Below are 25275 nucleotides of genomic sequence, written 5' to 3' on the forward strand. Positions count from 1 at the left end.
AAGAGCCAGGCACCAGGTGAGAAGAACCCAACCACCGCAACGCGGCACCGTCGAGACTGACACTGAGTGTTTGCACACGACACGCCGCAAGAAGGTGGCATTCTGCGCACGCTCGCGGTAGTCGCGGCACCGGCTAACCTCGACGTCATGAGCGATCTGGTGCAGCGAGTCCGCGACATCCTGCCGTCGGTGCGGGCTGACCTGGAGGACCTGGTGCGCATCGAGTCGGTCTGGGCCGACCCGGCGCGACGTTCCGAGGTGCACCGCAGCGCACAGCGCGTCGCAGATCTGCTGAGCCAGGCCGGTTTTCCGCAGGTGCAGATCGTCGCCGAAGGCGGTGCGCCGGCGGTGATCGCGCACTATCCGCCACCGCCTGGTGCGCCGACCGTGCTGCTGTATGCCCACCACGATGTGCAGCCCGAGGGTGAGGCGGGGCAGTGGGATTCACCGCCTTTCGTGCCCACCGAACGCGACGGGCGCCTCTACGGTCGCGGTACCGCCGACGATAAGGCCGGTATCGCAACACATCTGGCGGCGTTCCGGGCGCACGGTGGCCGGCCGCCGGTTGGTGTGACGGTCTTCGTCGAAGGCGAGGAGGAATCCGGTTCACCGTCGCTGGGCGCACTGCTCGCCGCGCACCGGGAGGCGCTGAGCGCCGACGTGATCGTGATCGCCGACTCCGACAACTGGAGCACCGAGATTCCCTCACTGACGGTGTCGCTGCGGGGCCTGGTCGACTGCGTGGTGGAAGTCGCGACGCTGGACCACGGTCTGCACTCGGGACTGTGGGGTGGGGTGGTGCCTGACGCGCTGACCGTCCTGGTGCGGCTGCTGGCGAGCCTGCACGACGACGACGGCAACGTGGCAGTCGCCGGACTCTACGAAAGCACGGCGGCCCCAGTCGATTACCCGCCTGAGCGGGTACGTGCCGACACCGGGCTGCTGGACGGGGTGGCCGAGATCGGCTCCGGTTCGGTGCCGCAGCGGATGTGGGCCAAACCGGCGATCACCGTCATCGGGATCGACACCACGAGCATCGCGGCCTCGTCGAACACGCTGATCCCGCGGGCCCGCGCCAAGGTTAGTATGCGAGTGGCCCCCGGCGGCGAGGCCGCCGCACACATGGAGGCGCTCACCGCACACCTGCAGCACCATGCCCCGTGGGGAGCGCACGTGACCGTCACCCCGGGCGACATCGGCCAGCCCTATGCCATCGACGCCAGCGGTCCGGTGTATGACAAAGCGCGGGCCGCGTTCGCCCAGGCGTGGGGCGTCGAGCCCATCGACATGGGGATGGGCGGTTCGATCCCGTTTATCGCGGCGTTCGCCGCCGCCTACCCGCAGGCGACCATCCTGGTCACCGGGGTGGAGGATCCGGGCACCCAGGCACACAGCATCAACGAGAGCCTGCATCTGGGGGTACTCGAACGCGCTGCTACCGCCGAGGCGCTGCTGCTGGCGAAGCTGGGCGATCAGTCCGCCTGATGATCGCTGGCCCGCCGCAGTTGCCGCAGACCGTGCCCGACGCCGTACGGCAGTTGGCCGGAGCCGACATTCCACACCCGGTGTGGCTCAACGAGGTAGGCGGCACCACTTTCGAAGTCGCCAGCGCCGCAGGGCGCCGCTTCATCAAGTGGTCACCGCACAGCGGTATCGACCTGTCCGCCGAGGTGGCGCGACTGCAGTGGGCGCTCGGCTACACGCCGGTGCCGGAAGTGCTCGATCACGGTCATAACGACGAGGGGCAGTGGCTGGTCACCGCGGCACTGCCTGGCACCAATGCGGTCGCAGCGCGGTGGATCACCGACCCGCTCCCGGCAGTGACGGGAATCGGGCGGGGCCTGCGAGCGCTGCACGATGTCCTGCCGGTGGCGGCATGCCCGTTCGACTGGAGCGCCGAGAGGCGAGTAGCGGACGCCAATCGTCGGTCCGGGCAACTGAATCCGGCGGAGTGGCCTGCGGAGTTCGCCGGTCTCACCGTCGCGCAGGCATTGCAGCGAGTAGCCGATCCGCCCCCGGTTGATCGGCTGGTAGTATGCCACGGCGACGCCTGCGCGCCGAACACGTTGCTGAACGACGACGGACACCCCACGGGCCACGTCGACCTCGGCGAACTGGGGATTGCCGATCGGTGGGCCGATCTGGCGGTGGCGACCTGGAGTACCGAGTGGAACTACGGTGCCGACTGGACTGATGTGCTGCTCGATGCGTACGGAATCCGACGAGACCAGGAGCGCATCGACTACTACCGGCTGCTGTGGACCCTCGATCCTTGATTGGCGGGCCCACAAGGGCGACTTGTGATTGCATGGAGTGATGGCGCTGAGCCCCCGGATGCCCGATCTGCCGGCGTTCGAGATGTTGGTGGCTATCGCCAGAACCGGCAGCCTCGGTGCCGCGGGGCGGGAATTGGAGCTGACGCAGCAGGCGGTTTCGGCACGCCTGTCGGCGATGGAGGCTCAGACCGGTGTGCGCCTCGTGGCCCGCAGTGCGCGTGGTTCGCAGTTGACTTCGGCCGGTGCGGTCGTGGCGGAGTGGGCCGATCAGCTACTGGATGTCGCCGGTCACGTCGATGCCGGACTGGCTTCGTTGCGGGCTGCGAGCCGCAAGAAGATGAAGGTGGTTGCGAGTTTGACGATCGCCGAACAGCTGATGCCCCGCTGGATCGTGTCACTGCAGACCGCCGCCACTCGAACCGGCCGTGAGGCACCGGAGGTCATCCTGACCGCCACCAATAGCGAGCAGGCTATTTCGAGCGTCCGAGGCGGCTCGGCGGACCTGGGCTTCATCGAGAGTCCGGGGGCACTGACCGGTATTCGAAGCCGTGTTGTCGCGCACGACGACCTCGTGGTGATCGTGCCGCCCGACCACAAGTGGGTGCGTCGCTCCAAGGGCGTTACCGCCGCCGAACTCAGCCAGACCCCGCTGGTCGTGCGCGAACAGGGGTCGGGCACCCGTGACTCACTGACGTCGGCATTGCGCACCGTCTTGGGCCACGAGGTGGAACAGGTGCGTCCGGCGTTGGAGTTGTCTTCTTCGGTCGCTGTGCGTGGTGCCGTGCTGGCGGGGGCCGGGCCGGCGGTGATGAGCAGGCTGGCGGTCGCCGATGACCTTGCGGTCGGCCGGCTTCGCTGCGTCGCGGTACCGGAACTGGACCTGCATCGTGATCTCAGGGCGATCTGGACGGGCGGGCGGACGCCGCCAGCCGGAGTGGTCCGGGACCTGTTGAGCCACATCGGCGGCGCCAACCCGCCACGCTGACGTACGCCGAAGCTAGGTGCCGTACTGCAACCACAGCGGCAGGGCACTATTGAGCCGCTGCATGAACTTGATGAGTCCGATCCGATACTGCCCAGATCCGAATGAGTCGATTCCGTACTCGGGGAACGCAATCCCGACCCCGAACAGCCCCGGAGCCAGGATCCCGTTCACCGGGTCGTATTCCAGATCCCCCCACTGCGGGGTCGCGGGGAGTTGCCGACGGGTGAACCCGACGGTGTAGACAGCGTGGCTACAGGCTTGGAGCTGCTCGGAGAACTCCTTGTCGTCTACCCGATACCGTTCCAGGCGCTCCGGATAGGTTCCGTCGATGTTCTCGCGGGCCCACGTTGCGGCATTGCCCTTCAGGCCAGTGTCGTCGAACAGAATCTGATCACCCAGGTAGACAGCGTATTTGGTTGGGCTCCGATAGAAGTTGACGACTTTGCGGGCGCGTGTGTTCAACAGGTTGGGCAGTGCCACCATGGACGAGTGTGACGAGCCGAAGACCGCCACCGTGGCGTCGTCCAAGGCCAGCTGTCCGAGCTTGTCGGGGTTGAGCGCCACCTCGATCGGAATTTCCTGCAGGTGAGGATGATGAAGTGTCTTGGGAACTGAACCGACGGCCAGAATCACGTTCTTCGCTTCGATCTCGGCGTCCTGGGTGCTCACCAACCACCGGCGATTACGCAGGGTGAGCTCCGTTGCCACCGCGCGAATGGACGTGACTCGCTCTGTCAGGTGTTGGGAGATCCATACCAACGGATCGGCGATGAGGCCGAGTGGGCAGGTGTGACCGGGATCGATGTCGGTCAGCTCAAAGTGAGGCGCTTCGGCGAAGCGGAACGACGGTGAGCTGTTCAGGTATTCGAGGAACAGGGACACGTGGGTGTTGCCCGGGACGGCGCGCCATTTGGTGCCGACATCACCGGCGGCAAAGTCGGGATCGATCCACACGATCTCGTTCCCGGGGATGCCATGGTCGAGTAGGCGGCCCACCGCGGCTATGCCTGCGGGACCTGCTCCGATCACTGCCCAGCTATGCCCGGTCATCTTCCTGCCTTCCAACGGAGTAGGAGTAGCGCGCCGTCTTGGTCGCTCGATCGGAGGCGCCACCCAATCCCGACCGTTGGCACAATGCTCCGCTCGCCGGCGGTCCGTGGCTAGTGGGGTTGTTCTTGTCAGGTCACAAGGTCTGATTGTGAGTCGTGGTCAACACCCGCCAGCCGCGGCCTCCAACGCGGCGATATCGAGCTTGACCATCGTGTACATGGCCTGCTTCGCCCGCAGCACGCGTTCGGGATCTGGATCGGTCATCAACTCCGACAACCGTTGCGGGATGATCTGCCAGGACAAGCCGTAGCGGTCAGTGAGCCAGCCGCACTGGACCTGTTTGCCGCCGGCGCTCAACGCGTCCCAGTAGCGGTCGACCTCGGCTTGGTCGGTGCAGTAGACCTGGATCGAGGCGGCCTCGTCCAACGTGAAGTTCGGTCCGCCGTTGATCGCGGAGAACTGCCGCCCGTCGAGCTCGAACAACACCTCCAGCGGGCTGCCGTCGCGCTCGGGGTTCTCCGCGCCCCAGTAGGAGGTCTCGGTGACCTTCGAATTGGGAAAGATCGAGACGTAATACTCGGCGGCTTCCAGCGCCTGGGTGTCGAACCACAGACTCGTCCGGATGACAGGCATGAGCTGCTCCTTCTCGGTCGGCGGCTAGCGACCTCGGCGGTCAGACCGACAGATCGCGCCGCAGTTTCGCGACGTGCCCGGTGGCCCGCACGTTGTACTGGGCCTCGGCGATCTTGCCCTGCTCGTCGACGACGAACGTCGAGCGAATGACGCCCTGCACTGTCTTGCCGTACATCTTCTTCTCGCCGTAGGCGCCCCACGCCGCCAACACCGACCGGTCCGGGTCGGACAGCAGCGGGAAGGTCAATTCCTCGGTGTCGCGGAATTTGGCCAGCTTGGCGGGCTTGTCGGGGGAGATGCCGACGACGTCGAGGCCGGCGTCGTTGAAGTCTCGCAGGTTGTCCCGGAAGTCGCAGGCTTGCTTGGTGCAGCCCGGTGTCGAGGCGGCCGGGTAGAAGTAGACGACGACCCGTCGTCCCCGGTAGTCGGCCAGTGACACGGTGTTGCCGTCGGCGTCGGGAAGACTGAACGCGGGCGCTTCATCGCCGGGCGCCAGGCGTGCGGTGTCGGTCAACAACTGCCCCTTTCTGCTCGCCGGGGCATGAGACGAACCCCGGCTGCTCTAGGGTAGTTCGACAGGGGCAGCATCGGACAGGGAGGACGACAGTGGCGGAACGCGATCCCGACACGATCAAGAAGGACATCGATCAGGCCCGCGAGCAGCTGGCGTCGACGGTCGATATTCTCGCGGACCGGGCCAACCCCCGTCGGCTGGCCGACCGCGCCAAGGCCCGGGCGGTCGAGATCGTCAGCCAACCTGCGGTAATAGCGTCGCTGGCCGGTGTCGGCGGACTGATTCTGATCCTGACGATTCGCCGAATCCGCAACCGCTAGGTCCCCGCGCGCCGACGCGAAAATTGGGTCTGGTGGCGTGAGGCTGCCGGGACGAAGATATTGCGGTGCGCGCCCAACAGCCCCCGGCGCCGCGGCCTGACCCGATCGGCTACACGCTCAAGCGGCTGGTACTGGGACGGCCGCTGGTCACCGGTGCGCTGCGTTCCGAGCGGTTGTCGAATCCGGTTGCACTAGGAGTACTTTCACCCGACGCGATCTCCTCGAACGCTTATGGCGTCGAGGAGATCCTGATCGAGTTGCTGCCGTTCGCGGGTCTGGCCGCATTCGCGCTGCTGCTGCCCATCACCGGCGTGGTGCTGCTGATCCTGGTGTTGGTCACCGCGTCGTATCGCCAGGTGGTGATGACCTACACCCGGGCCGGCGGTTCCTACATCGTCTCGCGGGAGAACTTCGGGCCCCGGGTGGCGCAGGTCGCCGCCGCGGCGCTGCTGATCGACTATGTGGTGACCGTCGCCGTGCAATCCGCGGCCGGCACCGTGGCCGTCGTCTCGGCGATCCGCCCACTGGGGCCCTACAGCCTGGAGATCACCGTCGCAGTGGTGATCGTGATGTGTTACGCGAACCTGCGCGGTGTTCGAGAAGCCGGCCGCACGTTCGCGATACCGACCTACTTCTTCGTAGGCATGCTCGGGTTGATGATCGTTACGGGTGTGTTGCGCGAGATCTTTTGGGGCTTGCCGGTTTACGACGCAGAGCACCTTCCCGGAGCGGTGTCGGTGCACCAGGGCAATGGGCTGATCATGGGGGCGACCATCCTGGTGGTGCTGCGCGCCTTCGCCAACGGCGGGTCGTCGCTGACGGGTGTGGAAGCGATCTCCAACACCGTCAGCGTCTTTCAAAAACCGCAGGGTGTGAACGCCCGACGGGTGCTCACCACGATGGCGTGCATTCTGGGTTTCCTGCTAGCCGGGGTCACCTACCTGGCCTACCGCACCCTCACCCCGCCGTACGCGGTCGGATACCCCTCGGTGCTGTCCGAGGTAGCCCGGGCGGTGTTCGGCGGCGGCTGGGTGGGCCAGGTTTTTTACGTGCTGGTGCAGACGGCGACGGCATTGATCCTGTTCACTGGAGCGAACACCAGCTTCAACGGGTTTCCGATGCTGGCCAGCTTTGTCGCCGAAGACCGATTCCTGCCCCGCCAGCTGACCAAGCGCGGGCATCGGCTGGTCTTTTCCAACGGGATCATCGTGCTCACTGTCTTGGCGGTGACACTGCTGGTGGTCACCGGCGGGTCGGTCAACGCGCTGGTGCCGTTCTACGCGATCGGGGTGTTCACCGGATTCGCGATGGCCGGCTACGGCATGGCCAAACATCATGTGACGCATCGGGAATCGGGTTGGCGGTACAAGCTCGCCATCAACTTCTCGGCAGGGTTGCTGTCCACCGTGGTGGTGGGGATCTTCGCGGTGGCGAAGTTCACCGAGGGAGCCTGGCTGGTGGTGGTCGTGTTCCCGCTGCTGGTGGTGGTGCTGATCCGGCTCAACCGGGAATACCGGGCCGAGGCCGCGATCCTGGAGCGATTCCGCACCGACCGGCCCGACGTCGTCAAATACGCCCGTCACCGGGTGATGGTGTTCGTGCATTCGCTGGACTTGGCGGTGCTCGAAGCCCTGCGCTACGGCAAAGGGCTCTACGCCGACGATCTGGTCGCGGTGCACTTGGTGGTCGACGCCGCCCACGCTGCGCTGCTGCAGCAGCGCTGGGAGTACTACGGACTCGATACGCCGCTGCGGGTGGTCGACTGCCCGGACCGCCGCCTGACGCGCACCGCCCAGCAACTGGTCGACACTGCGCGGGCCCAATATCCGGACTGCCATGTGACCGTGTTGTTGCCCCGACGCACCTACGCGCCGCTGCTGGGGCGGCTGCTGCACGATCGCACCGCCGACAAGATCGCCAAGGCCGTGAGCCTGGTCCCCGACGCGGCGGCGACGATCGTGCCCTACGACGTGCAATCGCGTGTGCGGCAGGCATTTCCGGATCTGTTCGAACAGCGCCTCGTGCGCGAGGTGGGGAAGGTGCAGCAGTGGGTGGCGCGCCACGACCAGCAGGACGTGGACCGCTACGAGCATCCGGCGCCGCCGCCGGATGCCATCGCGGTGGACGCCCTCATCGTCGGTCACCTGTCCACCGTCGAGGGCCGGGTCAACGAGGTCGACGACAGCATCAGTCGCGGCAAGCCGGTCCGCGTCGCGGTGGTCGGCGACGGCACCGGCGAGCTGCGCGCGACTTTTCATGCGGGACGGGGCACCGGCATCAGCCCCGGCGACGTGGTTGCCCTCACCGGCAAGGCGCGACGGAACGGCACCGGGCCGGTGTACATGTCCGACCCCAGCTACCGGATCGTCAAAGAGACCGAGGAGTCGACGCCGTCGCAATAAGACGAAACGGCCGGGAGGGACTCAGGGTCCCTCCCGGCCGCCGTTGCGTTCTACATGTTCAGGAATCGATGGGTCTAGAAGCCCAAGGCGTCCCACAAACCGCCGTCCAACAGGTCAGCTCCGGCCGCACCGAGGTCCGGCACCTCCACGGCGTTGACCGGCAGGTCCGCGGTGCCCACCGTCAAGGCCTCGGCTGCGCGGGCCGGCCACTGGTTCAGCAGCAGGTCGAAGATGCCATCTTCGGTGAGTATGCCCGTGAAGACGTCCTCGGTCTCGGGCACGATGTACCCGTTGAGCACGGTGTTCAGCAGGTCGGCGGGCAGGTTGAACAGCGCCCCTAGATCGCCGCCGGCTGCCGCGGTGATGTTCTGGGTCAGTTGGTAGACGGCACCGATCATCGGCGACATCATTGCGTCGCTGACCTGCTTGATGAAGGCCCAACCATCGAGGGGACCGATGAATTCGTTCAGCAGGCTCGACTGGTTCATCATCTCGCGGGCGGGAATGGACAGCACCGGGCCCAGGGACTTGCCCATCTCCTCGATGCCGTATAGGTACCAGATGTTGAACTCGTTGAATGCGTTGAAGGGGTCCCCCTGCGACATGTAGTCGGAGATCCGTTCCATCAGCACCTCGAGCCCCGGGTACCGGACGGGGTTGGACTCGTCGCCGTCGATCATCTTGTCGAGCGCCTCGTTGATGCCGGCGAAGCCCGAGGTGATGAAGCGAGGTGACATGCCCTCCCGCGCGTCCAGCGGGACGTCTTCCATGCCGATGATCAGCTGGGCGTAGTCGCTCCAGTTGCTGCTGTACTGGCCCAGCAGAGTGTTGACGTTCGAGTTCTCCATCAGCGCGGCCAGGTTGTCACTGGTCCGCTCGAACAGCGATTCCCAGCCCGTCAAATGCACAGCCTGGTGTTGCGCTTCTTGCAGGTTCGGTGCAACCGGGTGAACGGCCACCAGGCCGGCGCCCGCCAATGCGACTCCGGCTGCCGCCAGCCGGGTCGAACGACCGGCCCTGAATCTGGTCGTTTCGGGATGTAGGGCGAACTCCACAGGTAACTCCTTTAACTATTTCTGTGTGATTCCCTAGGGTTAGGGGGCAGAATCCTGCGAGTTCAATGATAAGGATTATCATAGGAAACCCTAACCTAACTAGGCGAAGGTTTGGTGAACAATCGGTGACGTTGGCGGACTTGCCGCGGTACGGAGCTACCATTCCGGACCCGGGCCCAAGGGGCAAGCGCCGCCCGCGAGGAGCACCGTGGTGGGTACTGCGTCGAGCGCATCGGCCGATGGACGTGGGTGCGATTCACCGGCCGTCGCAGCGGCGTAGGGCATCGCTTGGCGGAGCCGGGTTGTGGCCATCATGGGCCGGCGATGCGGGTACAACAGACCTGAATTCGGTCTGCGGGTGGGAAATGGGATTCGCACCGATCGCATGCACCCGAGGGTGCAGTGGAATGTCGAAATATCCTCTGAACTAAGTGCGCCGTCAGGGTTTCGAACCCCGGACCCGCTGATTAAGAGTCAGCTGCTCTACCAACTGAGCTAACGGCGCCGTGCGGTCAAGAACCGCGAAAGAGACAATAACAGGCGCCGAGCCGGGAGACGAAATCGCGATGTCAGAGCGCTCTTTCGGACGGCACAGCGGCAGTGTCGATTACCCACTAGACTGCCTGCGAGCAGCATCAGCACGGTCAGGTGGGAAAAGCATGAGGCAGGTTGGTTTGGCGCAACGCTGTCGGGGGTTCGGGTCCCGGGCAGCGGCATTGCTGATGGCTGCGGCCACGGCGGCGAGCTTGAGTGCCTGCGGCAGCAACGCCGACGCCGAAGCGGCCAAGATCATCACCGACAAGGGGACCCCCTTCGCCGATCTGCTCGTTCCCAAGGTCAGCGCGTCGGTCACCGATAAGGCTGTCGGTGTGGCGGTGGACGCCCCGGTGACGGTGAGCGCCGAGGACGGTGTGCTCGATTCGGTCACCATGGTCAACGAGTACGGCGCGGTCGTTGACGGCAAGCTCAGTGCCGACGGGCTGACGTGGGCCACATCTGAGCAGCTCGGCTACAACAAGCGCTACACGGTCAACGCGAAGGCGCTGGGTCTCGGTGGCGTGACCAGCCGGCAGATGACTTTTCAGACGCACTCGCCGCAGAACCTGACCATGCCTTACGTGATGCCGCGCGACGGCGAGGTGGTCGGAGTCGGCCAGCCGGTGGCGATTCGGTTCGACGAGAACATCGTCGACCGTGAGGCGGCCGAGAAGGCGATCACCATCACCACCGAGCCTCCGGTGGCGGGCGCCTTCTACTGGCTGAACAACCGCGAGGTGCGCTGGCGGCCGCAGGCCTTCTGGAAGTCGGGAACCAACGTGGACGTTCAGGTCAACACCTACGGGGTGGACCTGGGCAACGGGGTCTACGGGCAGGACAATGCGGCCAGTCACTTCGTCATCGGCGACGAGGTGATCGCCACCGTCGACGACGACACCAAGTCGATGGTGGTGCGCATCAACGGCGAAGTGGCCAAGACCATGCCGGTGTCGATGGGCAAGGAAAGCACTCCGACCAATAACGGCACCTACATCGTCGGTGAGCGTTTCGCGCACATCGTCATGGATTCCTCGACCTACGGCGTGCCGGTCAACTCGCCCAACGGCTATCGCACCGACGTGGACTGGGCCACCCAGATCTCCTACAGCGGCATCTTCGTGCACTCGGCACCGTGGTCGGTCGGGGCCCAGGGCTACGCCAACACCAGCCATGGCTGCATCAACGTCAGCCCCAGCAACGCGCTGTGGTTCTACGACCACGTCAAGCGCGGCGACGTGGTGCAGATCAACAACACCATCGGCTCGCTGCTGCCCGGCAACGAGGGTCTCGGGGACTGGAATGTGCCGTGGTCCCAGTGGCAGGCCGGCAACGCCAACGACTCGGTGCGCTGACGCGCTAGGCGTCGTCAGGCGGGGGGCGGTTCGCCTTCCTCGCGCAGGTATTCCTCGTTGCCGTTGGGGTAGCCCCCGCCGAACGTGGTGATGTGCACGTGGTCGTAGTGGCCGTTGCCGCCACCGCTGGGCCCGCCCGGCGTGTAGTAGGTGCCGCGCCAGATCGCGTCTTGCATGGCGAACCGGCCGGCGTTCTGCCGGACGTACGCGACGATCTGATCGCCCAACGCGATGCCCTCCGGACTGCCGGGGTTGGGGATCATCACGTCGATGGCTAGGCCGGAGGGATGCCAGCGCTGGCCGTCGGGCCGTACCCCGATCATGTTGTGAATCTGCGGAAACGCTTCGCTGATGCTGCGCGCAACAAGAATCGTCTTGACCTGCATTCCGTGCTCGTTGACGATCCCCGGCGGCAGCGCGTGTGGTGCCGGCATGGACCAGTTGGTCACCAGATCGGGTACGGGCGGTCCCCAGTCCTGCGGAGGCGGCGGAATGTCCTCCGGCGGCGGAGGCGGTCCATCTTCGGGCGGTGGGGGAGGCGCGTCCTCCGGAGGCGGAGGCGGCAGGTCTTCGGGCGGCGGAGGAGCGTCCTCCGGAGGCGGGGGTGGTCCGTCTTCGGGCGGTGGAGGAGGTGCGTCCTCCGGTGGCGGCGGGGGCGCATCCTCGGGAGGAGGCGGCGCATCAGCGGCGGCCGGAGGTGGCGGTTCGTCGTTGTTCCCCGGCTCGGCACCGACGCCGCCAGCCAAGAACACGGCGGCCGGCAACAGAGTCGTCGCGGCCAGAACCGAGGATTTCATGCGCAGATCTACTAGTCCTTGCGTGAGCACGCAGGGAACCGTAACCAAAACGTTACCTCGACATCAACCCGGCACGCAGGACGCCGGTCTGTGGCGAGTGCCTGTGTGTCAGTAGGGAACGAGGCCGACGATAGCGCTGCTTCCGGTAACGATGCAGGTCACGGGAGTGAATTCATCGAAACCCCTGAGCGATTCCTGTGTAATTGCTAGTCTTCGCCGGCGGTCAACTTCTACGAGGGAATCCAATAGTGACAAAGGTCAAGCGGTTTCTGTGTGGTGCGACCGTCGCCGGCCTGCTGGCCGGAACGGGAGCGGTGGTAGGGACGCAGACGGGGCTGTCCGCCCTGACCGCCGACTGGGTGCTTGCCGCCGAGCACGTGCTGCTGATCGGTACCGACGGCACCAACTTGGACAAGATCCTGGAGTACGCCTACAACGACGGCAGCGGCTTCAAAACCGCGATGGATCAAGGCATCACCGGAACCGCGAGCCTGGTCAACCACACCACCTTCTCTGGCCCGTCATGGTCGACGATCCTCACCGGCGTGTGGGACGACAAGCACGGGGTGACCAACAACCTGTTCAGCCCCGACCCGTACAACCAGTGGCCGACGGTGTTCAACCTTCTCGAGTACTACAAGCCCGAGATCAACACCTCGGTGATCGCCGACTGGGACTACATCAACGACATCGCGGCCGCGGGCGGCTATCCGGTCGACAGCAACATCTTCGTGCCCTTCGAGACCAACTGGGCCGACGCCGACGCGCTGGTCACCGCGCAGACCATCGCCCAGATCCTGGCCACCGCGGACAACCCCGACGACGTCTCCAATTTCCTGTTCTCCTACCAAGTGCAGGTGGACGAGGCCGGGCATGCGTTCGGTGGCGGGTCGGCCGAGTACGCCCAAGCTGTCGTGAATGTCGGCGCCAACATCCAGCAGATCCTGGCTGCGGTAGCGCAGGTCAAGGCGCTCACCGGAGACGACTGGTCGATCATCATCACCACCGACCACGGCCATCAGCAGTCGCACGACATCTTGGGGCACGGCTTCCAGTCGCCCAACGAGACATCGTCGTTCGTCATCTTCGATCAAGCCGGCGACCACGCGACCGACGGCAGCCAGAACCTGAACTACTCCACGGTGGACATCACGCCCACCATCTTGTCGCTCTTCGGGGTCCCGATGCGGTCGGACTTCGACGGCGTCTCGATGGCCAACGACCCCTCCATCCTGAACAGCATCGTCACGCCCGCGGACCTCAAGCAGGCGCTGCTCGCCGCGCTCGCGAATTACGGCTACCCCAATATTGGTAACGACATCGAACTGGCCATCCGCACGGTCGTCACCTCAATCCCCTACGGGCTCAATCTCGTCGTCACCGAGATCGACAAGCTTCTGCAGTCGATCGTCGATCAGGACATCTTCCTGATCAGTGGACTGGCCCAATTCGCCCAGCAGATCAACGATTTCGTGGGCGGTCTGGTGGTCGACACGAGCGTGGTGCTGGCTCGAGGCGTTGCGTTCCTGACCGGATCGGGGTACATCGCTCCGACCGACCCGCCGCTGCCGCTGCCTGGTGCCTCGGAGTTCTCCGACCCGTGGGGGCTGCTTTCCGGGGGCGACAACCTGTTCGCGCCTGAGCATTCGGTAGGGGGATTCGAACTGCCCTGGCTGCTGGACGCCTGACAGGCCCGGGCGGGGTCACGGCTTGATCCCTGGCCACGGGTGTCCCCAACGGAACGGCGAGCGTAGAACATCAAGTTAGGGTAGCCTAACTTCATGCCTATAACGTGGATGGACACAGTGATACGCCAGGTGCGGCGGGTCGGTGACTTCCCCTTTCCGCACCAGGCCGCCTTCCTGCTGGACAATCCGATTCACCGACGCCTTGTCAATCCTGGTGGCGTAGTCGGGCAGCTAGCGCTTCGCGGAGGTGAACGAGTGCTGGAGATCGGACCTGGTCCGGGGATCTTCAGTATCGAGATCGCCCGCCGGCTGACGACCGGCCGCCTCGATCTTTTCGATGTCCAACCGCAGATGCTGGACAAGGTGAAGCAAAAAATCGAAGCTGCCGGCTACCGGGACGTGCAGTTTCACTCGGGCGACGCCAGTGACGGGCTTCCTTTCCCCGACAACACTTTTGATCTTGCATTTCTGGCCAGCGTGCTCGGCGAGGTTCCGGACAAAGCCGCATGTGCGGTGTCCTTGCAGAATGTGATCAAGCCGGGTGGGCGGCTGCTCTTCCAGGAGATATTCCTTGACCCCGATCGACTGGGCGTCGCAGAACTACGCGCTCTTTTCGAACCCAGGGGCTTCGTGCTCAAGTCCGTGACGGGAAGCCGGTGGCGTGACATCGTTGAGTTTTCCCGGGGTGAGGGCGCATAGGCCGCGCGGTGACGCCAGACTGGGGCTGTTGCGCCCCACTACACGGGTGCCACAAGATCGCGCTAGAACCCCCAGAAACGAGTCAGGCCCCCTCGAAAGGGGGCCTGACCTGCTGGGGTGGCTGACGGGACTCGAACCCGCGACACCCAGGATCACAACCTGGTGCTCTACCAACTGAACTACAGCCACCATTGCTGCCCGACTAGCAAGCAGCGTCGTCGATACTAACCGCTTGGGCGCTCAGCGACCGAATCGATATCGTCGGGCGCGTCCACCGGCGGCCCCAGTTCCCCGGCGATCGCGGCAATATCGCTGGTAGACGGCCCGGGCGGGGCGACGAACGCGGTCCGACGGTAGTACTTCAATTCCCGGATGGACTCGTGGATGTCGGCCAGTGCGCGGTGCGCCAGGCCCTTCTCGGGCTGGCCGAAGTAGATCCGCGGATACCACCGACGGCACAACTCCTTGATCGAGCTGACGTCGATCATCCGGTAGTGCAGGTAGTCGTTGAGGGCGGTCATGTCGCGGGCCAGGAAACCGCGGTCGGTGCCGATCGAGTTGCCTGCCAGCGGTGCCGTCTTGGCCTGCTTGACGTGGGTGCGGATGTAGTCGAGCACCATCGCCTCGGCCGTGGCCAGATCGACCGTCGACGCCCTGACCTCGTCGATCAGGCCCGATCGGGTGTGCATCGCGGTCACCACAGGGCTCATCGCGTCCAGGTCCGCGTCGTCGGCGTGGATCACCACGTCAATACCGTCGCCCAGGATGTTCAGCTCGCCGTCGGTGACCAGGGCGGCGATCTCGATGAGCTTGTCCGTGCCCAGATCCAGGCCGGTCATCTCACAGTCGATCCAGACGAGTTCGTCTCGTGCAGCACTCACAGTGAGCCAACGTTAGCCGTTCCCCACCGCCATAGCCGCACAGCGGTACAGACCGGCCAAGTAATGTCGTGACCTGTGAGTCCCGAGTCGGCGGCGAACGCCGCGCAGCAGATCGCGGCGGGCTACGTCGCCGACGGCCAGGCCCTCGAACTGGGCACGGTGGTCATCGACGACACCGCAGACGCCTCCGCGCAGGTCCGCATTCCGCTGGCCACCATCAACCGTCACGGGTTGGTGGCCGGCGCCACCGGTACCGGCAAGACCAAGACATTGCAGGTGATCGCCGAGCAGCTGTCCGCCGCCGGCGTCCCAGTGCTGATGGCCGACGTCAAAGGTGACCTGTCCGGGCTCTCGCGGGCGGGGGAGGCCGGCGACAAGATCACCCAGCGCGCCACCGAGACCGGCGACGACTGGACGCCGACAGCGTTCCCGGTGGAGTTCCTGTCGCTGGGCACCGGCGGTCTGGGAATCCCAGTGCGCGCCACCATTTCCAGCTTCGGGCCTATCCTGTTGTCAAAGGTGTTGGGGCTCAATGCCACCCAGGAATCGACCCTCGGGCTGATCTTTCACTGGGCGGACCAGAACGGCTACCTGCTACTGGACCTGAAGGATTTGCGTTCGGTCATCACATTTTTGACCAGCGACGCCGGCAAACCTCAACTGAAGAACCTGGGCGGGGTATCGGCGCAGACCGCCGGGGTGATCCTGCGTGCCCTGGTCAACCTGGAGGCCGAAGGCGGCGACACCTTCTTCGGTGAGCCGGAGCTCAAACCGGAGGACCTGCTGCGCACCGACAGTCAGGGCCGCGGCATCATCTCGCTGCTGGAACTGGGCGATCAAGCCGCCCGCCCGGTGTTGTTCTCCACCTTCTTGATGTGGGTGCTCGCCGACCTGTTCACGCTGCTTCCCGAGGTCGGCGACGTCGACAAGCCCAAGCTGGTGTTCTTCTTCGACGAGGCGCACCTGCTGTTCACCGACGCGTCGAAGGCGTTCCTGCAGCAGGTCGAGCAGACCGTGAAGCTGATCCGCTCCAAGGGCGTCGGGGTGTTCTTCTGCACCCAGTTGCCCACCGATGTGCCCAACAGCGTGCTGTCGCAGCTGGGCGCCCGAATCCAGCATGCGCTGCGCGCGTTCACCCCCGATGACCAGGCGGCGCTGAGCAAAACGGTGCGTACCTACCCGAAAACCAAGGTCTATGACCTGGAGTCGGCGCTGACGTCGCTGGGGATCGGCGAGGCGATCGTCACCGTCCTGTCGGAGAAGGGTGCCCCCACCCCGGTCGCCTGGACACGGCTGCGGGCACCACGATCGCTGATGGCCTCCGTCGGTGACGCGGCGATCACCGCCGCAGCCACCGCGAGCCCGCTGCACGCCGTCTACAGCGAGACGGTGGATCGCGAGTCGGCCTACGAGATCTTGTCCGGCAAGCTCACGTCGGGGGAGGGCAGTGCGCCGCCATCCGATGCCCAGGGATACGACGAGCTGCCGCCGGCGCCGAAGCTGCACTGGTGGACCCGACTGGGACGCTGGATCAAGGGCATCTTCGCCAGCCCGGCGGCCAAGAGCTTCGCCCGTTCGGCCGGCACAGCGATGGGCCGCGAGATCACCCGGGGCATGATGGGCACCGGCCGGCGTCGCCGGTAACTGGCGCGTTAGTCCCCGCCGAGCTTCTTGTAGACCGCCCCCACGATCGGGGTGACGATGGCGCGCGGCGCGTAGCCGCTGGCCATCGACATGGCCTTGGAGGTGATCCCGGGTACCACGCGCATCTTGTTGCGCGCCAGCGCATCCAGCGACAGCTTCGCGGTGTGCTGGGTTGAGATCCACAAGAAGTCGGGGATCAGCCGGTCGACCAACGAGGCCTCGGTGGCATCAGGCATCTCGGCGCGCACCGGCCCGGGCGCCAGCAAGGTCACGTGCACCCCGGACCCCCGCAGTTCGCCGCGCAGCGATTCGCTGAACGTGTTCGCAAACGCCTTGGTCGCGGCGTAGGTGGCGTTGTTGGGGATCGGTGAGTTTCCCGCCGCCGAACCGGAGATCAAGATGCCACCGGCACGGCGCTCGAGCATGCCGGGCAGCACCGCCAAGACCAGGTCGTGCACCGCCACCGCGTTCAGCTGCACCTGAGCCTTCTCCGCCGCCGGGTCCAGGCCGGAGATCGGTCCGAACGTCGCGGTTCCGGCGTTGGCGCATAGCACCGAGATGTCCCGCTCGGCCAACTCCGCGCAGAACGCGTCACGTGCCGGCGGGTCGGCCAGGTCGACCGCCCGGACCTCCACCGCGACCCGGTAGGTGTCCCGCAATCGCGCCGCCACGTCGTTGAGCACGTCTTCGCGGCGCGCAGTGATGATCAGGGCGTGGCCGCGGGCGGCCAGCTCGGTGGCCAACGCCTCACCGATCCCCTGGGACGCTCCGGTGACGACGGCGCGGGCATCTGGGCTGGGAGCAGGAATCGGCATGGGGCAATCGTAGAGTGCCAGTCATGGGTGAGCCTGGGGCGGACAAGCCGGGGCGATCCCGGATCGTGGCGTGGGCCCTGTGGGACACCGGTGCGGCCGGCGTCAGTGCCATCGTGGTGACGTTCGTCTACTCGGTGTATCTGACCAGCAGTGTCGGGCGTGAGCTGCCCGGAGAGGTGTCCCCGGCGAGCTGGCTGGGCCGCACCCTGGCCATCTCGGGGCTGACCGTGGCCGCGGTGGCGCCGGTGATCGGGGTCTGGGTGGCCGCCCCGCACCGTCGTCGCGTGACGCTGGCGGTGCTGACCGGTACCGCGGCGGTGTTGACGGCCTCGATGAGCCTGATCCGTGACGAGCCCGCCTACCTGGCTCCGGGACTGCTGCTGTTGGCGCTTACCGCCGCGTGCGGCGACCTGGCCAGCGTGCCCTACAACGCCATGCTGCGGCAGCTGTCGACGCCGCAGAACTCCGGCCGGATCTCCGGCTTCGGCTGGGCGGCCGGCTATGCCGGCAGCGTGGTGTTGCTGCTGCTGGTCTACGTGGGCTGCATCGCCGGCAGCGGTCCCACCCGCGGCCTGCTCGGCTTGTCCACCGAAGGCGGCCACAACGTTCGGGTGGCGATGCTGATGGCGGCGGTGTGGCTGACGGTGTTCGCGCTGCCGCTGCTGCTCACCGCGCACCGTCTGGCCGGCGAGGGTGAGGCGCCTGCGCCGCGGCTGGGCTTCTTCGGCGGTTACCGCCAATTGTGGCGCGACATCACCGTGGAATGGCATCGCGACCGCAACTTGGTCTTCTATCTGGTGGCCAGCGCGATCTTCCGCGATGGACTGGCTGGGGTGTTCGCGTTCGGCGCGGTGCTCGGCGTCAACGTCTACGGCATCTCGGCCGGCGACGTGCTGATCTTCGGGGTGGCCGCCAGTGTGGTGGCCGCACTCGGGGCCATCGCCGGCGGCCTGCTCGACGACCGGATCGGGTCCAAGACCGTCATCGTGGGCTCCCTGATCGTGATGATCGCCGCCGGCACCACGCTGATGACGCTGTCGGGGCCGGGGGCGTTCTGGGCCTGCGGGCTGGTGCTGTGTCTGTTCATCGGGCCGACCCAATCCTCGGCGCGCACCCTGCTGCTGCGGATGGCCGACGACGGAATGGAAGGGGTGGCGTTCGGCCTCTACACCATGACCGGTCGGGCGGTGTCGTTCCTGGCGCCGTGGCTGTTCTCGGTCTTCGTCGATGTGTTCGGCACCGATCGGGCGGGCATGGGCGGGCTGTGCACCGTCCTGCTGCTGGGCCTGCTGGCGATTCTGCCGGTGCGGGTCAGCCGGGTTTGACGGCGACCGGCTTCGCCCGGCTCCGCCGCGCTTGCGATCGGCTCAGCCGGCCGCCGCGCACACCGTGAGGATCGAACCGGTGCGCTGACGGACCTGGGCGCCGTCCACCGATACCGAGCAGGTGATCTGCTCGCCGAAATTGACCACCGTGACCGCCGCCGCCGTCGTCGCCGGCGGCGTCAGCGTCACCTGCTTGGTCCACGGCAGGGCCACGTTGAATTCGGTCTGCAATATCCCACCGGTATCGATGTAGGCGATGCTGAGCGCCCGACCGGTCCCGCTGACGCTGTAGACGATCGTCTCGGGCACCCCGGCGGTGGTCGAGGTCGTCGGTGGCGGCGTGGTCGGTGTGGTGCTGGGCGACGGCGTCCGCGACGGGGGCGTGGTGGTGGGAACGCGCTTGGGAACCGGCGTACTCGGGGCTGTCGGCAACGGGGTCACCGGTGTCACGGTGGCCGAATTGCGTTGCGAGCCATTGGCGATCACCAGGGCGATGACCATGCCGACCACCAGCAGCACCGCGGCGCCGGCGACCAGGAACAGCCAGTTCGGGAACCGTGGGGGCTCCGGAGGTCCACCCTCGCCGCCTACGGGTCCACCCTGCGGGGGCTGGGGCGCCTCCCAGTGCTGCCGCGGCAATTGCTCGGTGGGGTGGGGAGCCTGCGGCGGATAGCCGGGCGGGTACGACGGGAGTTGCCCGGCGTAGGCCGGGTCGACGTAGGGCGGATAGCCGGACATCGGCGGCTCGGACGCTCCGCCGCGCTGCCAGGGCTGATTAGCGCCCTCCGGTCGATACGGATCGGTCATGCCCACCTCATGGCTTGCAGGGTACCTGCGGCGGGCGTCTGCGGCCGGGACGTCGGCGCGCCGGCCTAGATTCCGGCTGCGCCCAGCGCGCTGATCGTCATCGCCCGCAACACCGCTCGTGAGTGCTCCGGGCCGGCAGACTTGGCGCCGGTGGGCTTCATGCTGTGCGGGGTCGAGTTCAGCAGACCGAACGCGGCGTGGGCCATCAGCCGTGCATCGGTTTCGGCCAGCCCCGGGTGCAGCGCGCGCAACACGCTCACCCACACCTCGACGTACTGCCGCTGGGCGCTGCGCACCTGACGCTGCGCGGCGGCCGGCAGATGCGCCAAATCACGGTCCTGTATCCGGATCAGATCCGGCTCGCCGAGGGCGAAGTCAAGGTGAAAGTCGACCAGGCCGTCCAGCACTTCCTGCGGGCCGTGTCCACCCGCTTCGACGGCGCGCGCCCCGGCGAGCAACCGGGTGCTGATACCGACCAGCAACTCGACCAGCAGTGCTTCCTTGCCTGCGAAGTGTCGGTAGATGGCCGGGCCGCTAACTCCTGCGGCCGCACCGATGTCCTCCAACCGCACTGCGGGGTAGCCGCCCTGGGCGAAGAGGCGTTCGGCGGCCGCGAGCAACTGGCTACGCCGGTCGGACTTCAGCCGGCTGCGCCGGTTGCTCGGCTCGTCGTCGCCCGCCGAGTCGGCGGAGATGGACTTCGGAATGAAGGAAGCCATCACGCCTCCGATTCATCGTGGACATCTGGAGTTAATGGCCACTAACGTAACACCCGTCGCTGCGAGCACATCCAGCTTCGGGCGGCGCCGGTGGAGGGGCCGATGGCAACTGCGGTACCCGCGGCACAGGACCACTTGTCCTACGCCCGCGGCGGGGCCCAGCCCGCCCTGTTGGAAAGGACGATCGGCGCCAACCTCGCGGCGATCGCTAGCTCGTTCCCCGATCGCGATGCGTTGGTTGACGTTTCGTCGGCTCGGCGTTGGAGTTACGCCGAGCTCTTGGCCGATGTGCGCCGACTGGCAACCGGCCTGCTGCAGGCCGGAATCAGCCCGGGGGATCGGGTGGGCATCTGGGCGCCCAACTGTGCCGAATGGGTATTGACCCAGTACGCCACCGCCGAGATCGGCGCGGTTCTGGTAAATGTCAACCCCGCGTACCGCTCCCACGAATTGGCCTATGCGCTCAAGCAGTCCGGGGCCGCGATGGTCATCTCGGCGTCGCGTTTCAAGACCTCCGATTACGTCGGAATGCTGGGGGAGGTGGCCCCCGAATGCCCAGATCTGCGCGAGGTGGTGTTCATCGGCAGTCCCCGGTGGCAGGAGCTGGCCGGCACGTCGATCGATGCGACCGCTCTGGCGCAGGTGGCCGCGACACTGGATGCCCAGGATCCGATCAATATCCAATACACTTCGGGCACAACGGGTTACCCCAAGGGCGCGACGCTGAGTCATCGCAATATCCTCAACAACGGCTACCTGGTCGGTGATCTGCTCGGCTACACCGAAGCGGATCGGATCTGCCTTCCCGTGCCGCTCTACCACTGCTTCGGTCTGGTGATGGGGAGCCTGGCGGCGACCAGTCACGGCGCGACCATTGTCTTGCCGGGGCCCGGCTTCGATCCGGTGGCCACACTGCGAGCGGTGCAGGATGAGGCCTGCACCAGCCTCTATGGGGTGCCCACCATGTTCATCGCCGAACTCGGCCTGGCCGACTTCGGCGACTACGACCTGACCAGCCTGCGCACCGGGATCATGGCGGGATCGCCGTGCCCGGCCGAGGTGATGCGACGCGTCATGGACGACATGCACATGGCCGGGGTCGCGATCTGCTACGGCATGACCGAGACCTCCCCGGTCTCGGCCCAAACCCGCAGTGAGGACTCGCTGGAGCAGCGAGTGGAGACCGTCGGGCAGGTCGGCCCGCACTTGGAGATCAAGCTGACCGACCCGGGCACCGGCGCGACGGTGCCGCGTGGGCAGGTCGGCGAGCTGTGCACCCGGGGCTACTCGGTGATGACCGGTTACTGGAACGACCCGGACAAGACCGCTGCGGCCATCGACGCCGAAGGCTGGATGCACACCGGGGATCTGGCTGTGATGGATGGCGACGGCTACGTCCGAATCACCGGGCGGATCAAGGACATGGTGATCCGTGGCGGGGAGAACATCTACCCCCGCGAGATCGAGGAATTCCTCTACACCCATCCCGACATCCGCGACGCCCAGGTCATCGGCGTGCCCGACGAAACCTACGGCGAGGAGCTGATGGCGGTGGTGATGATGCGCGACGGGGCGCCGCCGTTGACCGTCGAGCAGCTGCGGGAGTTCTGCACCGGCCGGCTCGCACACTTCAAGGTGCCGCGCTACGTGCGGGTCGTGGCCGAGTTCCCGATGACCGTCACCGGGAAGGTCCGCAAGGACCAGATGCGCCAGCAGGCAATCGAGCATTTGGGCGGCGGCTGACAAGGCTGCTCAAGAATGGTATTCTCTGGAATCAGTTAATGAACATTAACTGAAATGAGGAGGCGTGAGTGGCGATAGACAAGGTCGTGGCGACGGCGGCAGAGGCCGTGGCCGACGTGACCGACGGCGCGTCACTGGCGGTAGGCGGGTTCGGGCTCTGCGGCATCCCGGAGGCGTTGATCGAGGCCCTGCTGCAGCTCGGGGTCACCGATCTGGAGACGGTTTCCAACAACTGCGGTGTCGACGGTGTCGGGCTGGGAGTGCTCTTGGAGCACAAGCGCATCCGCCGCACCGTCAGCTCCTATGTAGGTGAGAACAAGGAGTTCGCCCGGCAGTTCCTGTCCGGTGAGCTCGAGGTGGAACTGACCCCGCAGGGGACGCTGGCCGAGCGGCTGCGCGCCGGCGGCGCCGGCATCCCGGCGTTCTACACGCCCACCGGCGTGGGCACCCAGGTTGCCGACGGCGGCCTGCCGTGGCGCTACGACGGGGCCGGCGGGGTCGCGGTGGCATCACCGCCGAAAGAGACCCGGGAGTTCGACGGCCGAACCTATGTCCTGGAGCGGGCGATCCGCACGGACTTCGCACTGGTGCACGCCTGGAAGGGTGACCGGCACGGCAACCTCGTCTACCGCGAGGCCGCCGCCAACTTCAACCCGGACTGCGCTGCGGCAGGCCGGATCACCATCGCCGAGGTCGAGCATCTGGTCGAGCCCGGCGAGATCTGCCCCGCCGAGGTGCACACCCAGGGAGTCTTCGTGCACCGGGTGGTGCACGTGCCTGATCCGATCAAGCGAATCGAGCGGGAGACGGTGCGCGCATGACCCTCACGAGAGATGAGCTGGCCGCACGAGTGGCCGCCGAGCTGCGCGACGGGCAGTACGTCAACCTGGGCATCGGATTGCCCACCTTGATTCCCAACCACATCCCCGACGGCGTCAGCGTGGTGCTGCACTCGGAGAACGGAATCCTGGGGGTCGGCCCCTACCCGCTGCGCGAAGACCTCGACGCCGACCTGATCAATGCCGGCAAGGAGACCGTCACCACCCTGCCCGGCGCATCCTTCTTCTCGTCGTCGGCGTCGTTCGGAGTCATCCGCGGCGGCCACCTCGACGTGGCGGTCCTGGGCGCCATGCAGGTTTCGGCCGCCGGCGACCTGGCCAACTGGATGATTCCCGGCAAGATGATCAAAGGCATGGGCGGGGCCATGGACCTGGTGCACGGAGCGCGCCGGGTGATCGTGATGATGGAACACGCCGCCAAAGACGGCAGCGCAAAGATCGTCGAGCACTGCACGCTGCCGCTCACCGGCGCCCGCTGCGTCAACCGGATCATCACCGACCTGGCCGTCATCGACGTCGCCGAGGACGGGCTGAAGCTGATCGAGACCGCCCCGGGTGTCACCGTCGACGAGGTTGTCGCGAAAACCGACGCTCCGCTGGATCTTTCGGCACTGTCATGACCGCACCGGCATTCGCTGACGCACACCGTCGCCTGGTCGCCGAGCTCAACGCCAAGCTGGCGACGGCCGCCCTCGGCGGCAACGAGCAGTCCCGCCAGCGCCACGTGGCGCGCGGAAAACTGTTGCCACGCGACCGGGTTGACCGGCTGCTGGACCCCGGCAGCCCGTTCCTGGAACTGGCGCCGCTGGCCGCCGACGGGATGTACGACAACGAGTGTCCCGGGGCCGGGATCATCACCGGCATCGGTCGGGTCGCGGGGCGCGAATGCGTGATCGTCGCCAATGACGCCACTGTCAAGGGCGGCACCTACTACCCGGTGACGGTCAAAAAGCACCTGCGTGCTCAAGAGGTAGCACTGGGCAATCGGCTGCCCTGCCTGTACCTGGTGGATTCCGGGGGAGCGTTCCTGCCCCGCCAGGACGAAGTCTTCCCCGACCGTGAGCACTTCGGCCGCATCTTTTACAACCAGGCGACCATGAGTGCTCAGGGTATTCCGCAGATCGCGGCCGTACTCGGCTCGTGCACCGCCGGCGGCGCTTACGTGCCGGCGATGAGCGATGAGGCCGTCATCGTCCGGGAACAGGGCACCATCTTCCTGGGCGGACCGCCGCTGGTGAAGGCCGCCACCGGCGAAGTGGTGACCGCCGAAGAACTGGGCGGCGGCGACCTGCACTCCAAGGTCTCTGGGGTCACCGACTACCTGGCCGATGACGACGAGCACGCGCTGCGCATCGTGCGCCAGATCGCGGCCACCTTCGGTCCGCGCCCCGAAAGTCCATGGGAGATCAGCGACTCCGCCCCGCCCCAGCATGACCCGGCCGAGCTCTACGACGTAGTTCCCCCGGATCCGCGGGTGCCCTACGACGTCCGCCAGGTGATCGTCCGGCTCGTCGACGGCAGTGAGTTCAGCGAGTTCAAGGCCGAGTACGGCAAAACCCTGGTGACCGCGTTTGCGCGAATCCATGGCCACCCGGTCGGGATCATCGCCAACAACGGGGTGCTGTTCGGTGAATCCGCCCTCAAGGGGGCGCACTTCATCGAACTGTGCGACAAGCGCTCGATCCCACTGGTGTTCCTGCAGAACATCGCCGGGTTCATGGTCGGGCGTGACTACGAGGCCGGTGGCATCGCCAAGCACGGCGCCAAGATGGTCACCGCGGTGGCCTGCGCGCGGGTGCCCAAGCTGACGGTCGTGATCGGCGGCTCCTACGGGGCGGGCAACTACTCCATGTGTGGTCGGGCGTATTCGCCGCGGTTCCTGTGGATGTGGCCCAACGCGCGGATCTCGGTGATGGGTGGTGAGCAGGCGGCGTCGGTGCTGGCCACCGTGCGCGGCGATCAACTCGATGCCGCCGGCAAGCCCTGGTCGGCAGCCGACGAGGAGGCCTTCAAAGCTCCGATCCGTGAGCAATACGAGGTGCAGGGCAACCCGTACTACTCGACCGCGCGGTTGTGGGACGACGGGATCATCGACCCGGCCGACACCAGAACAGTGCTGGGCCTGGCGCTTTCGGTCTGCTCGAACGCGCCTTTGGACCCGGTCTCCTACGGCGTATTCCGGATGTGAGCGGAG

General features: G+C 66.3%; 23 protein-coding genes and 2 tRNA genes. 14 read left to right on the plus strand and 11 right to left on the minus strand.

Annotated features, from left to right (window positions below; all coding sequences use genetic code 11):
• Positions 1–147: 147 nt before the first annotated feature.
• Genes ACJH5R_RS21915 through ACJH5R_RS21925 form a run of 3 tightly spaced genes read left to right on the plus strand, consistent with a single transcriptional unit; the run spans position 148 to position 3261 of the window.
• A complete protein-coding gene (locus ACJH5R_RS21915) occupies positions 148–1485 on the plus strand; it encodes a dipeptidase (protein WP_406782910.1) in 1338 nt (445 codons plus the stop codon).
• Complete coding sequence (locus tag ACJH5R_RS21920; protein ID WP_406782911.1) at positions 1485–2276, plus strand: aminoglycoside 3'-phosphotransferase; 792 nt, start codon at positions 1485–1487, stop codon at positions 2274–2276. The genes ACJH5R_RS21915 and ACJH5R_RS21920 overlap by 1 nt, the downstream gene beginning before the upstream one ends.
• A 40-nt stretch (positions 2277–2316) precedes the next feature.
• On the plus strand, positions 2317–3261 hold the full coding sequence (locus ACJH5R_RS21925) for a LysR family transcriptional regulator (protein ID WP_406782912.1): 945 nt from the start codon (positions 2317–2319) through the stop codon (positions 3259–3261).
• A 12-nt stretch (positions 3262–3273) separates the two neighbouring features.
• Here the strand turns inward: ACJH5R_RS21925 and ACJH5R_RS21930 are convergent, their stop codons facing one another.
• The 3 genes from ACJH5R_RS21930 to bcp form a co-directional block, all read right to left on the minus strand.
• Positions 3274–4311: an FAD/NAD(P)-binding protein gene (locus ACJH5R_RS21930; RefSeq protein WP_406782913.1), complete on the minus strand. Its 1038-nt coding sequence runs from the start codon at positions 4309–4311 to the stop codon at positions 3274–3276.
• A gap of 159 nt (positions 4312–4470) precedes the next feature.
• Positions 4471–4944: a VOC family protein gene (locus tag ACJH5R_RS21935; RefSeq protein WP_406782914.1), complete on the minus strand. Its 474-nt coding sequence runs from the start codon at positions 4942–4944 to the stop codon at positions 4471–4473.
• A 40-nt stretch (positions 4945–4984) separates the two neighbouring features.
• Entirely contained in the window at positions 4985–5458 is a 474-nt protein-coding gene (gene bcp, locus ACJH5R_RS21940) for a thioredoxin-dependent thiol peroxidase (RefSeq protein WP_406782915.1), read from the minus strand.
• A gap of 92 nt (positions 5459–5550) precedes the next feature.
• Between bcp and ACJH5R_RS21945 the strand changes: the two genes are divergently transcribed.
• Both ACJH5R_RS21945 and ACJH5R_RS21950 read left to right on the plus strand, forming a co-directional pair.
• On the plus strand, positions 5551–5778 hold the full coding sequence (locus tag ACJH5R_RS21945; RefSeq protein ID WP_406758440.1) for a DUF3618 domain-containing protein: 228 nt from the start codon (positions 5551–5553) through the stop codon (positions 5776–5778).
• A gap of 65 nt (positions 5779–5843) precedes the next feature.
• Positions 5844–8180 carry an amino acid permease gene (locus ACJH5R_RS21950; protein WP_406782916.1) on the plus strand — a complete coding sequence of 779 codons (2337 nt, stop codon included), beginning with the start codon at positions 5844–5846 and terminating at the stop codon, positions 8178–8180.
• A gap of 74 nt (positions 8181–8254) precedes the next feature.
• On the opposite strand, the gene ACJH5R_RS21955 is transcribed toward ACJH5R_RS21950, so the two are convergent.
• Entirely contained in the window at positions 8255–9235 is a 981-nt protein-coding gene (locus tag ACJH5R_RS21955) for a hypothetical protein (RefSeq protein ID WP_406782917.1), read from the minus strand.
• Positions 9236–9667: 432 nt separating this feature from the next.
• A tRNA-Lys gene (locus ACJH5R_RS21960) sits at positions 9668–9740 on the minus strand.
• 217 nt (positions 9741–9957) lie between these two features.
• Between ACJH5R_RS21960 and ACJH5R_RS21965 the strand changes: the two genes are divergently transcribed.
• Positions 9958–11124 (plus strand): Ig-like domain-containing protein, encoded by a 1167-nt coding sequence (locus ACJH5R_RS21965; protein ID WP_406782940.1) that lies wholly within the window; start codon positions 9958–9960, stop codon positions 11122–11124.
• 14 nt (positions 11125–11138) lie between these two features.
• On the opposite strand, the gene ACJH5R_RS21970 is transcribed toward ACJH5R_RS21965, so the two are convergent.
• Complete coding sequence (locus ACJH5R_RS21970) at positions 11139–11921, minus strand: hypothetical protein (RefSeq protein WP_406782918.1); 783 nt, start codon at positions 11919–11921, stop codon at positions 11139–11141.
• A 248-nt stretch (positions 11922–12169) separates the two neighbouring features.
• Here ACJH5R_RS21970 and ACJH5R_RS21975 point away from each other — a divergent pair, with 248 nt between their 5' ends.
• Positions 12170–13609: an alkaline phosphatase family protein gene (locus ACJH5R_RS21975; RefSeq protein ID WP_406782919.1), complete on the plus strand. Its 1440-nt coding sequence runs from the start codon at positions 12170–12172 to the stop codon at positions 13607–13609.
• Between the two features lie 108 nt (positions 13610–13717).
• The gene (locus ACJH5R_RS21980; RefSeq protein ID WP_406782941.1) at positions 13718–14308 is read left to right on the plus strand and encodes a class I SAM-dependent methyltransferase; all 591 of its coding nucleotides are present in this window, start codon (positions 13718–13720) and stop codon (positions 14306–14308) included.
• 113 nt (positions 14309–14421) lie between these two features.
• Here the strand turns inward: ACJH5R_RS21980 and ACJH5R_RS21985 are convergent.
• Positions 14422–14497: transfer RNA gene (locus tag ACJH5R_RS21985), tRNA-His, on the minus strand.
• A gap of 35 nt (positions 14498–14532) precedes the next feature.
• Positions 14533–15189 (minus strand): oligoribonuclease, encoded by a 657-nt coding sequence (orn, locus tag ACJH5R_RS21990; protein ID WP_406782920.1) that lies wholly within the window; start codon positions 15187–15189, stop codon positions 14533–14535.
• Between the two features lie 75 nt (positions 15190–15264).
• On the opposite strand from orn, the gene ACJH5R_RS21995 reads away from it, so the two are divergent.
• Positions 15265–16833: a helicase HerA-like domain-containing protein gene (locus ACJH5R_RS21995; protein WP_406782921.1), complete on the plus strand. Its 1569-nt coding sequence runs from the start codon at positions 15265–15267 to the stop codon at positions 16831–16833.
• Between the two features lie 8 nt (positions 16834–16841).
• On the opposite strand, the gene cmrA is transcribed toward ACJH5R_RS21995, so the two are convergent.
• Positions 16842–17648: a mycolate reductase gene (cmrA, locus tag ACJH5R_RS22000; RefSeq protein ID WP_406782922.1), complete on the minus strand. Its 807-nt coding sequence runs from the start codon at positions 17646–17648 to the stop codon at positions 16842–16844.
• A gap of 23 nt (positions 17649–17671) precedes the next feature.
• Between cmrA and ACJH5R_RS22005 the strand changes: the two genes are divergently transcribed.
• Positions 17672–18973 carry an MFS transporter gene (locus ACJH5R_RS22005; RefSeq protein WP_406782923.1) on the plus strand — a complete coding sequence of 434 codons (1302 nt, stop codon included), beginning with the start codon at positions 17672–17674 and terminating at the stop codon, positions 18971–18973.
• 42 nt (positions 18974–19015) lie between these two features.
• Here the strand turns inward: ACJH5R_RS22005 and ACJH5R_RS22010 are convergent, their stop codons facing one another.
• A complete protein-coding gene (locus ACJH5R_RS22010) occupies positions 19016–19780 on the minus strand; it encodes an MmpS family transport accessory protein (protein ID WP_406782924.1) in 765 nt (254 codons plus the stop codon).
• 65 nt (positions 19781–19845) lie between these two features.
• Complete coding sequence (locus ACJH5R_RS22015) at positions 19846–20499, minus strand: TetR/AcrR family transcriptional regulator (protein ID WP_406782925.1); 654 nt, start codon at positions 20497–20499, stop codon at positions 19846–19848.
• A 102-nt stretch (positions 20500–20601) separates the two neighbouring features.
• Here ACJH5R_RS22015 and ACJH5R_RS22020 point away from each other — a divergent pair, with 102 nt between their 5' ends.
• From ACJH5R_RS22020 to ACJH5R_RS22035, 4 genes are all read left to right on the plus strand, one after another.
• The gene (locus ACJH5R_RS22020) at positions 20602–22242 is read left to right on the plus strand and encodes an AMP-binding protein (protein ID WP_406782926.1); all 1641 of its coding nucleotides are present in this window, start codon (positions 20602–20604) and stop codon (positions 22240–22242) included.
• 74 nt (positions 22243–22316) lie between these two features.
• A complete protein-coding gene (locus ACJH5R_RS22025) occupies positions 22317–23063 on the plus strand; it encodes a CoA transferase subunit A (RefSeq protein WP_406782942.1) in 747 nt (248 codons plus the stop codon).
• Complete coding sequence (locus tag ACJH5R_RS22030) at positions 23060–23701, plus strand: 3-oxoacid CoA-transferase subunit B (protein WP_406782927.1); 642 nt, start codon at positions 23060–23062, stop codon at positions 23699–23701. Before ACJH5R_RS22025 ends, ACJH5R_RS22030 begins: the two co-directional genes overlap by 4 nt.
• On the plus strand, positions 23698–25269 hold the full coding sequence (locus ACJH5R_RS22035) for a carboxyl transferase domain-containing protein (RefSeq protein WP_406782928.1): 1572 nt from the start codon (positions 23698–23700) through the stop codon (positions 25267–25269). The genes ACJH5R_RS22030 and ACJH5R_RS22035 overlap by 4 nt, the downstream gene beginning before the upstream one ends.
• The last annotated feature ends 6 nt before the right edge of the window (positions 25270–25275 follow it).

This window comes from Mycobacterium sp. SMC-19 (genome assembly GCF_045310815.1).
Classification (GTDB): Bacteria; Actinomycetota; Actinomycetes; order Mycobacteriales; family Mycobacteriaceae; genus Mycobacterium.

Coding starts and splice junctions, on each gene's coding strand:
- ACJH5R_RS21915 (WP_406782910.1), top strand. CDS start 148: ATGAGCGATCTGGTGCAGCGAGTCCGCGACATCCTGCCGTCGGTGCGG.
- ACJH5R_RS21920 (WP_406782911.1), top strand. CDS start 1,485: ATGATCGCTGGCCCGCCGCAGTTGCCGCAGACCGTGCCCGACGCCGTA.
- ACJH5R_RS21925 (WP_406782912.1), top strand. CDS start 2,317: ATGGCGCTGAGCCCCCGGATGCCCGATCTGCCGGCGTTCGAGATGTTG.
- ACJH5R_RS21930 (WP_406782913.1), bottom strand. CDS start 4,311: ATGACCGGGCATAGCTGGGCAGTGATCGGAGCAGGTCCCGCAGGCATA.
- ACJH5R_RS21935 (WP_406782914.1), bottom strand. CDS start 4,944: ATGCCTGTCATCCGGACGAGTCTGTGGTTCGACACCCAGGCGCTGGAA.
- ACJH5R_RS21965 (WP_406782940.1), top strand. CDS start 9,958: ATGGCTGCGGCCACGGCGGCGAGCTTGAGTGCCTGCGGCAGCAACGCC.
- ACJH5R_RS21970 (WP_406782918.1), bottom strand. CDS start 11,921: ATGAAATCCTCGGTTCTGGCCGCGACGACTCTGTTGCCGGCCGCCGTG.
- ACJH5R_RS21980 (WP_406782941.1), top strand. CDS start 13,718: ATGGACACAGTGATACGCCAGGTGCGGCGGGTCGGTGACTTCCCCTTT.
- cmrA (WP_406782922.1), bottom strand. CDS start 17,648: ATGCCGATTCCTGCTCCCAGCCCAGATGCCCGCGCCGTCGTCACCGGA.
- ACJH5R_RS22005 (WP_406782923.1), top strand. CDS start 17,672: ATGGGTGAGCCTGGGGCGGACAAGCCGGGGCGATCCCGGATCGTGGCG.
- ACJH5R_RS22010 (WP_406782924.1), bottom strand. CDS start 19,780: ATGACCGATCCGTATCGACCGGAGGGCGCTAATCAGCCCTGGCAGCGC.
- ACJH5R_RS22015 (WP_406782925.1), bottom strand. CDS start 20,499: ATGGCTTCCTTCATTCCGAAGTCCATCTCCGCCGACTCGGCGGGCGAC.
- ACJH5R_RS22020 (WP_406782926.1), top strand. CDS start 20,602: ATGGCAACTGCGGTACCCGCGGCACAGGACCACTTGTCCTACGCCCGC.
- ACJH5R_RS22030 (WP_406782927.1), top strand. CDS start 23,060: ATGACCCTCACGAGAGATGAGCTGGCCGCACGAGTGGCCGCCGAGCTG.
- ACJH5R_RS22035 (WP_406782928.1), top strand. CDS start 23,698: ATGACCGCACCGGCATTCGCTGACGCACACCGTCGCCTGGTCGCCGAG.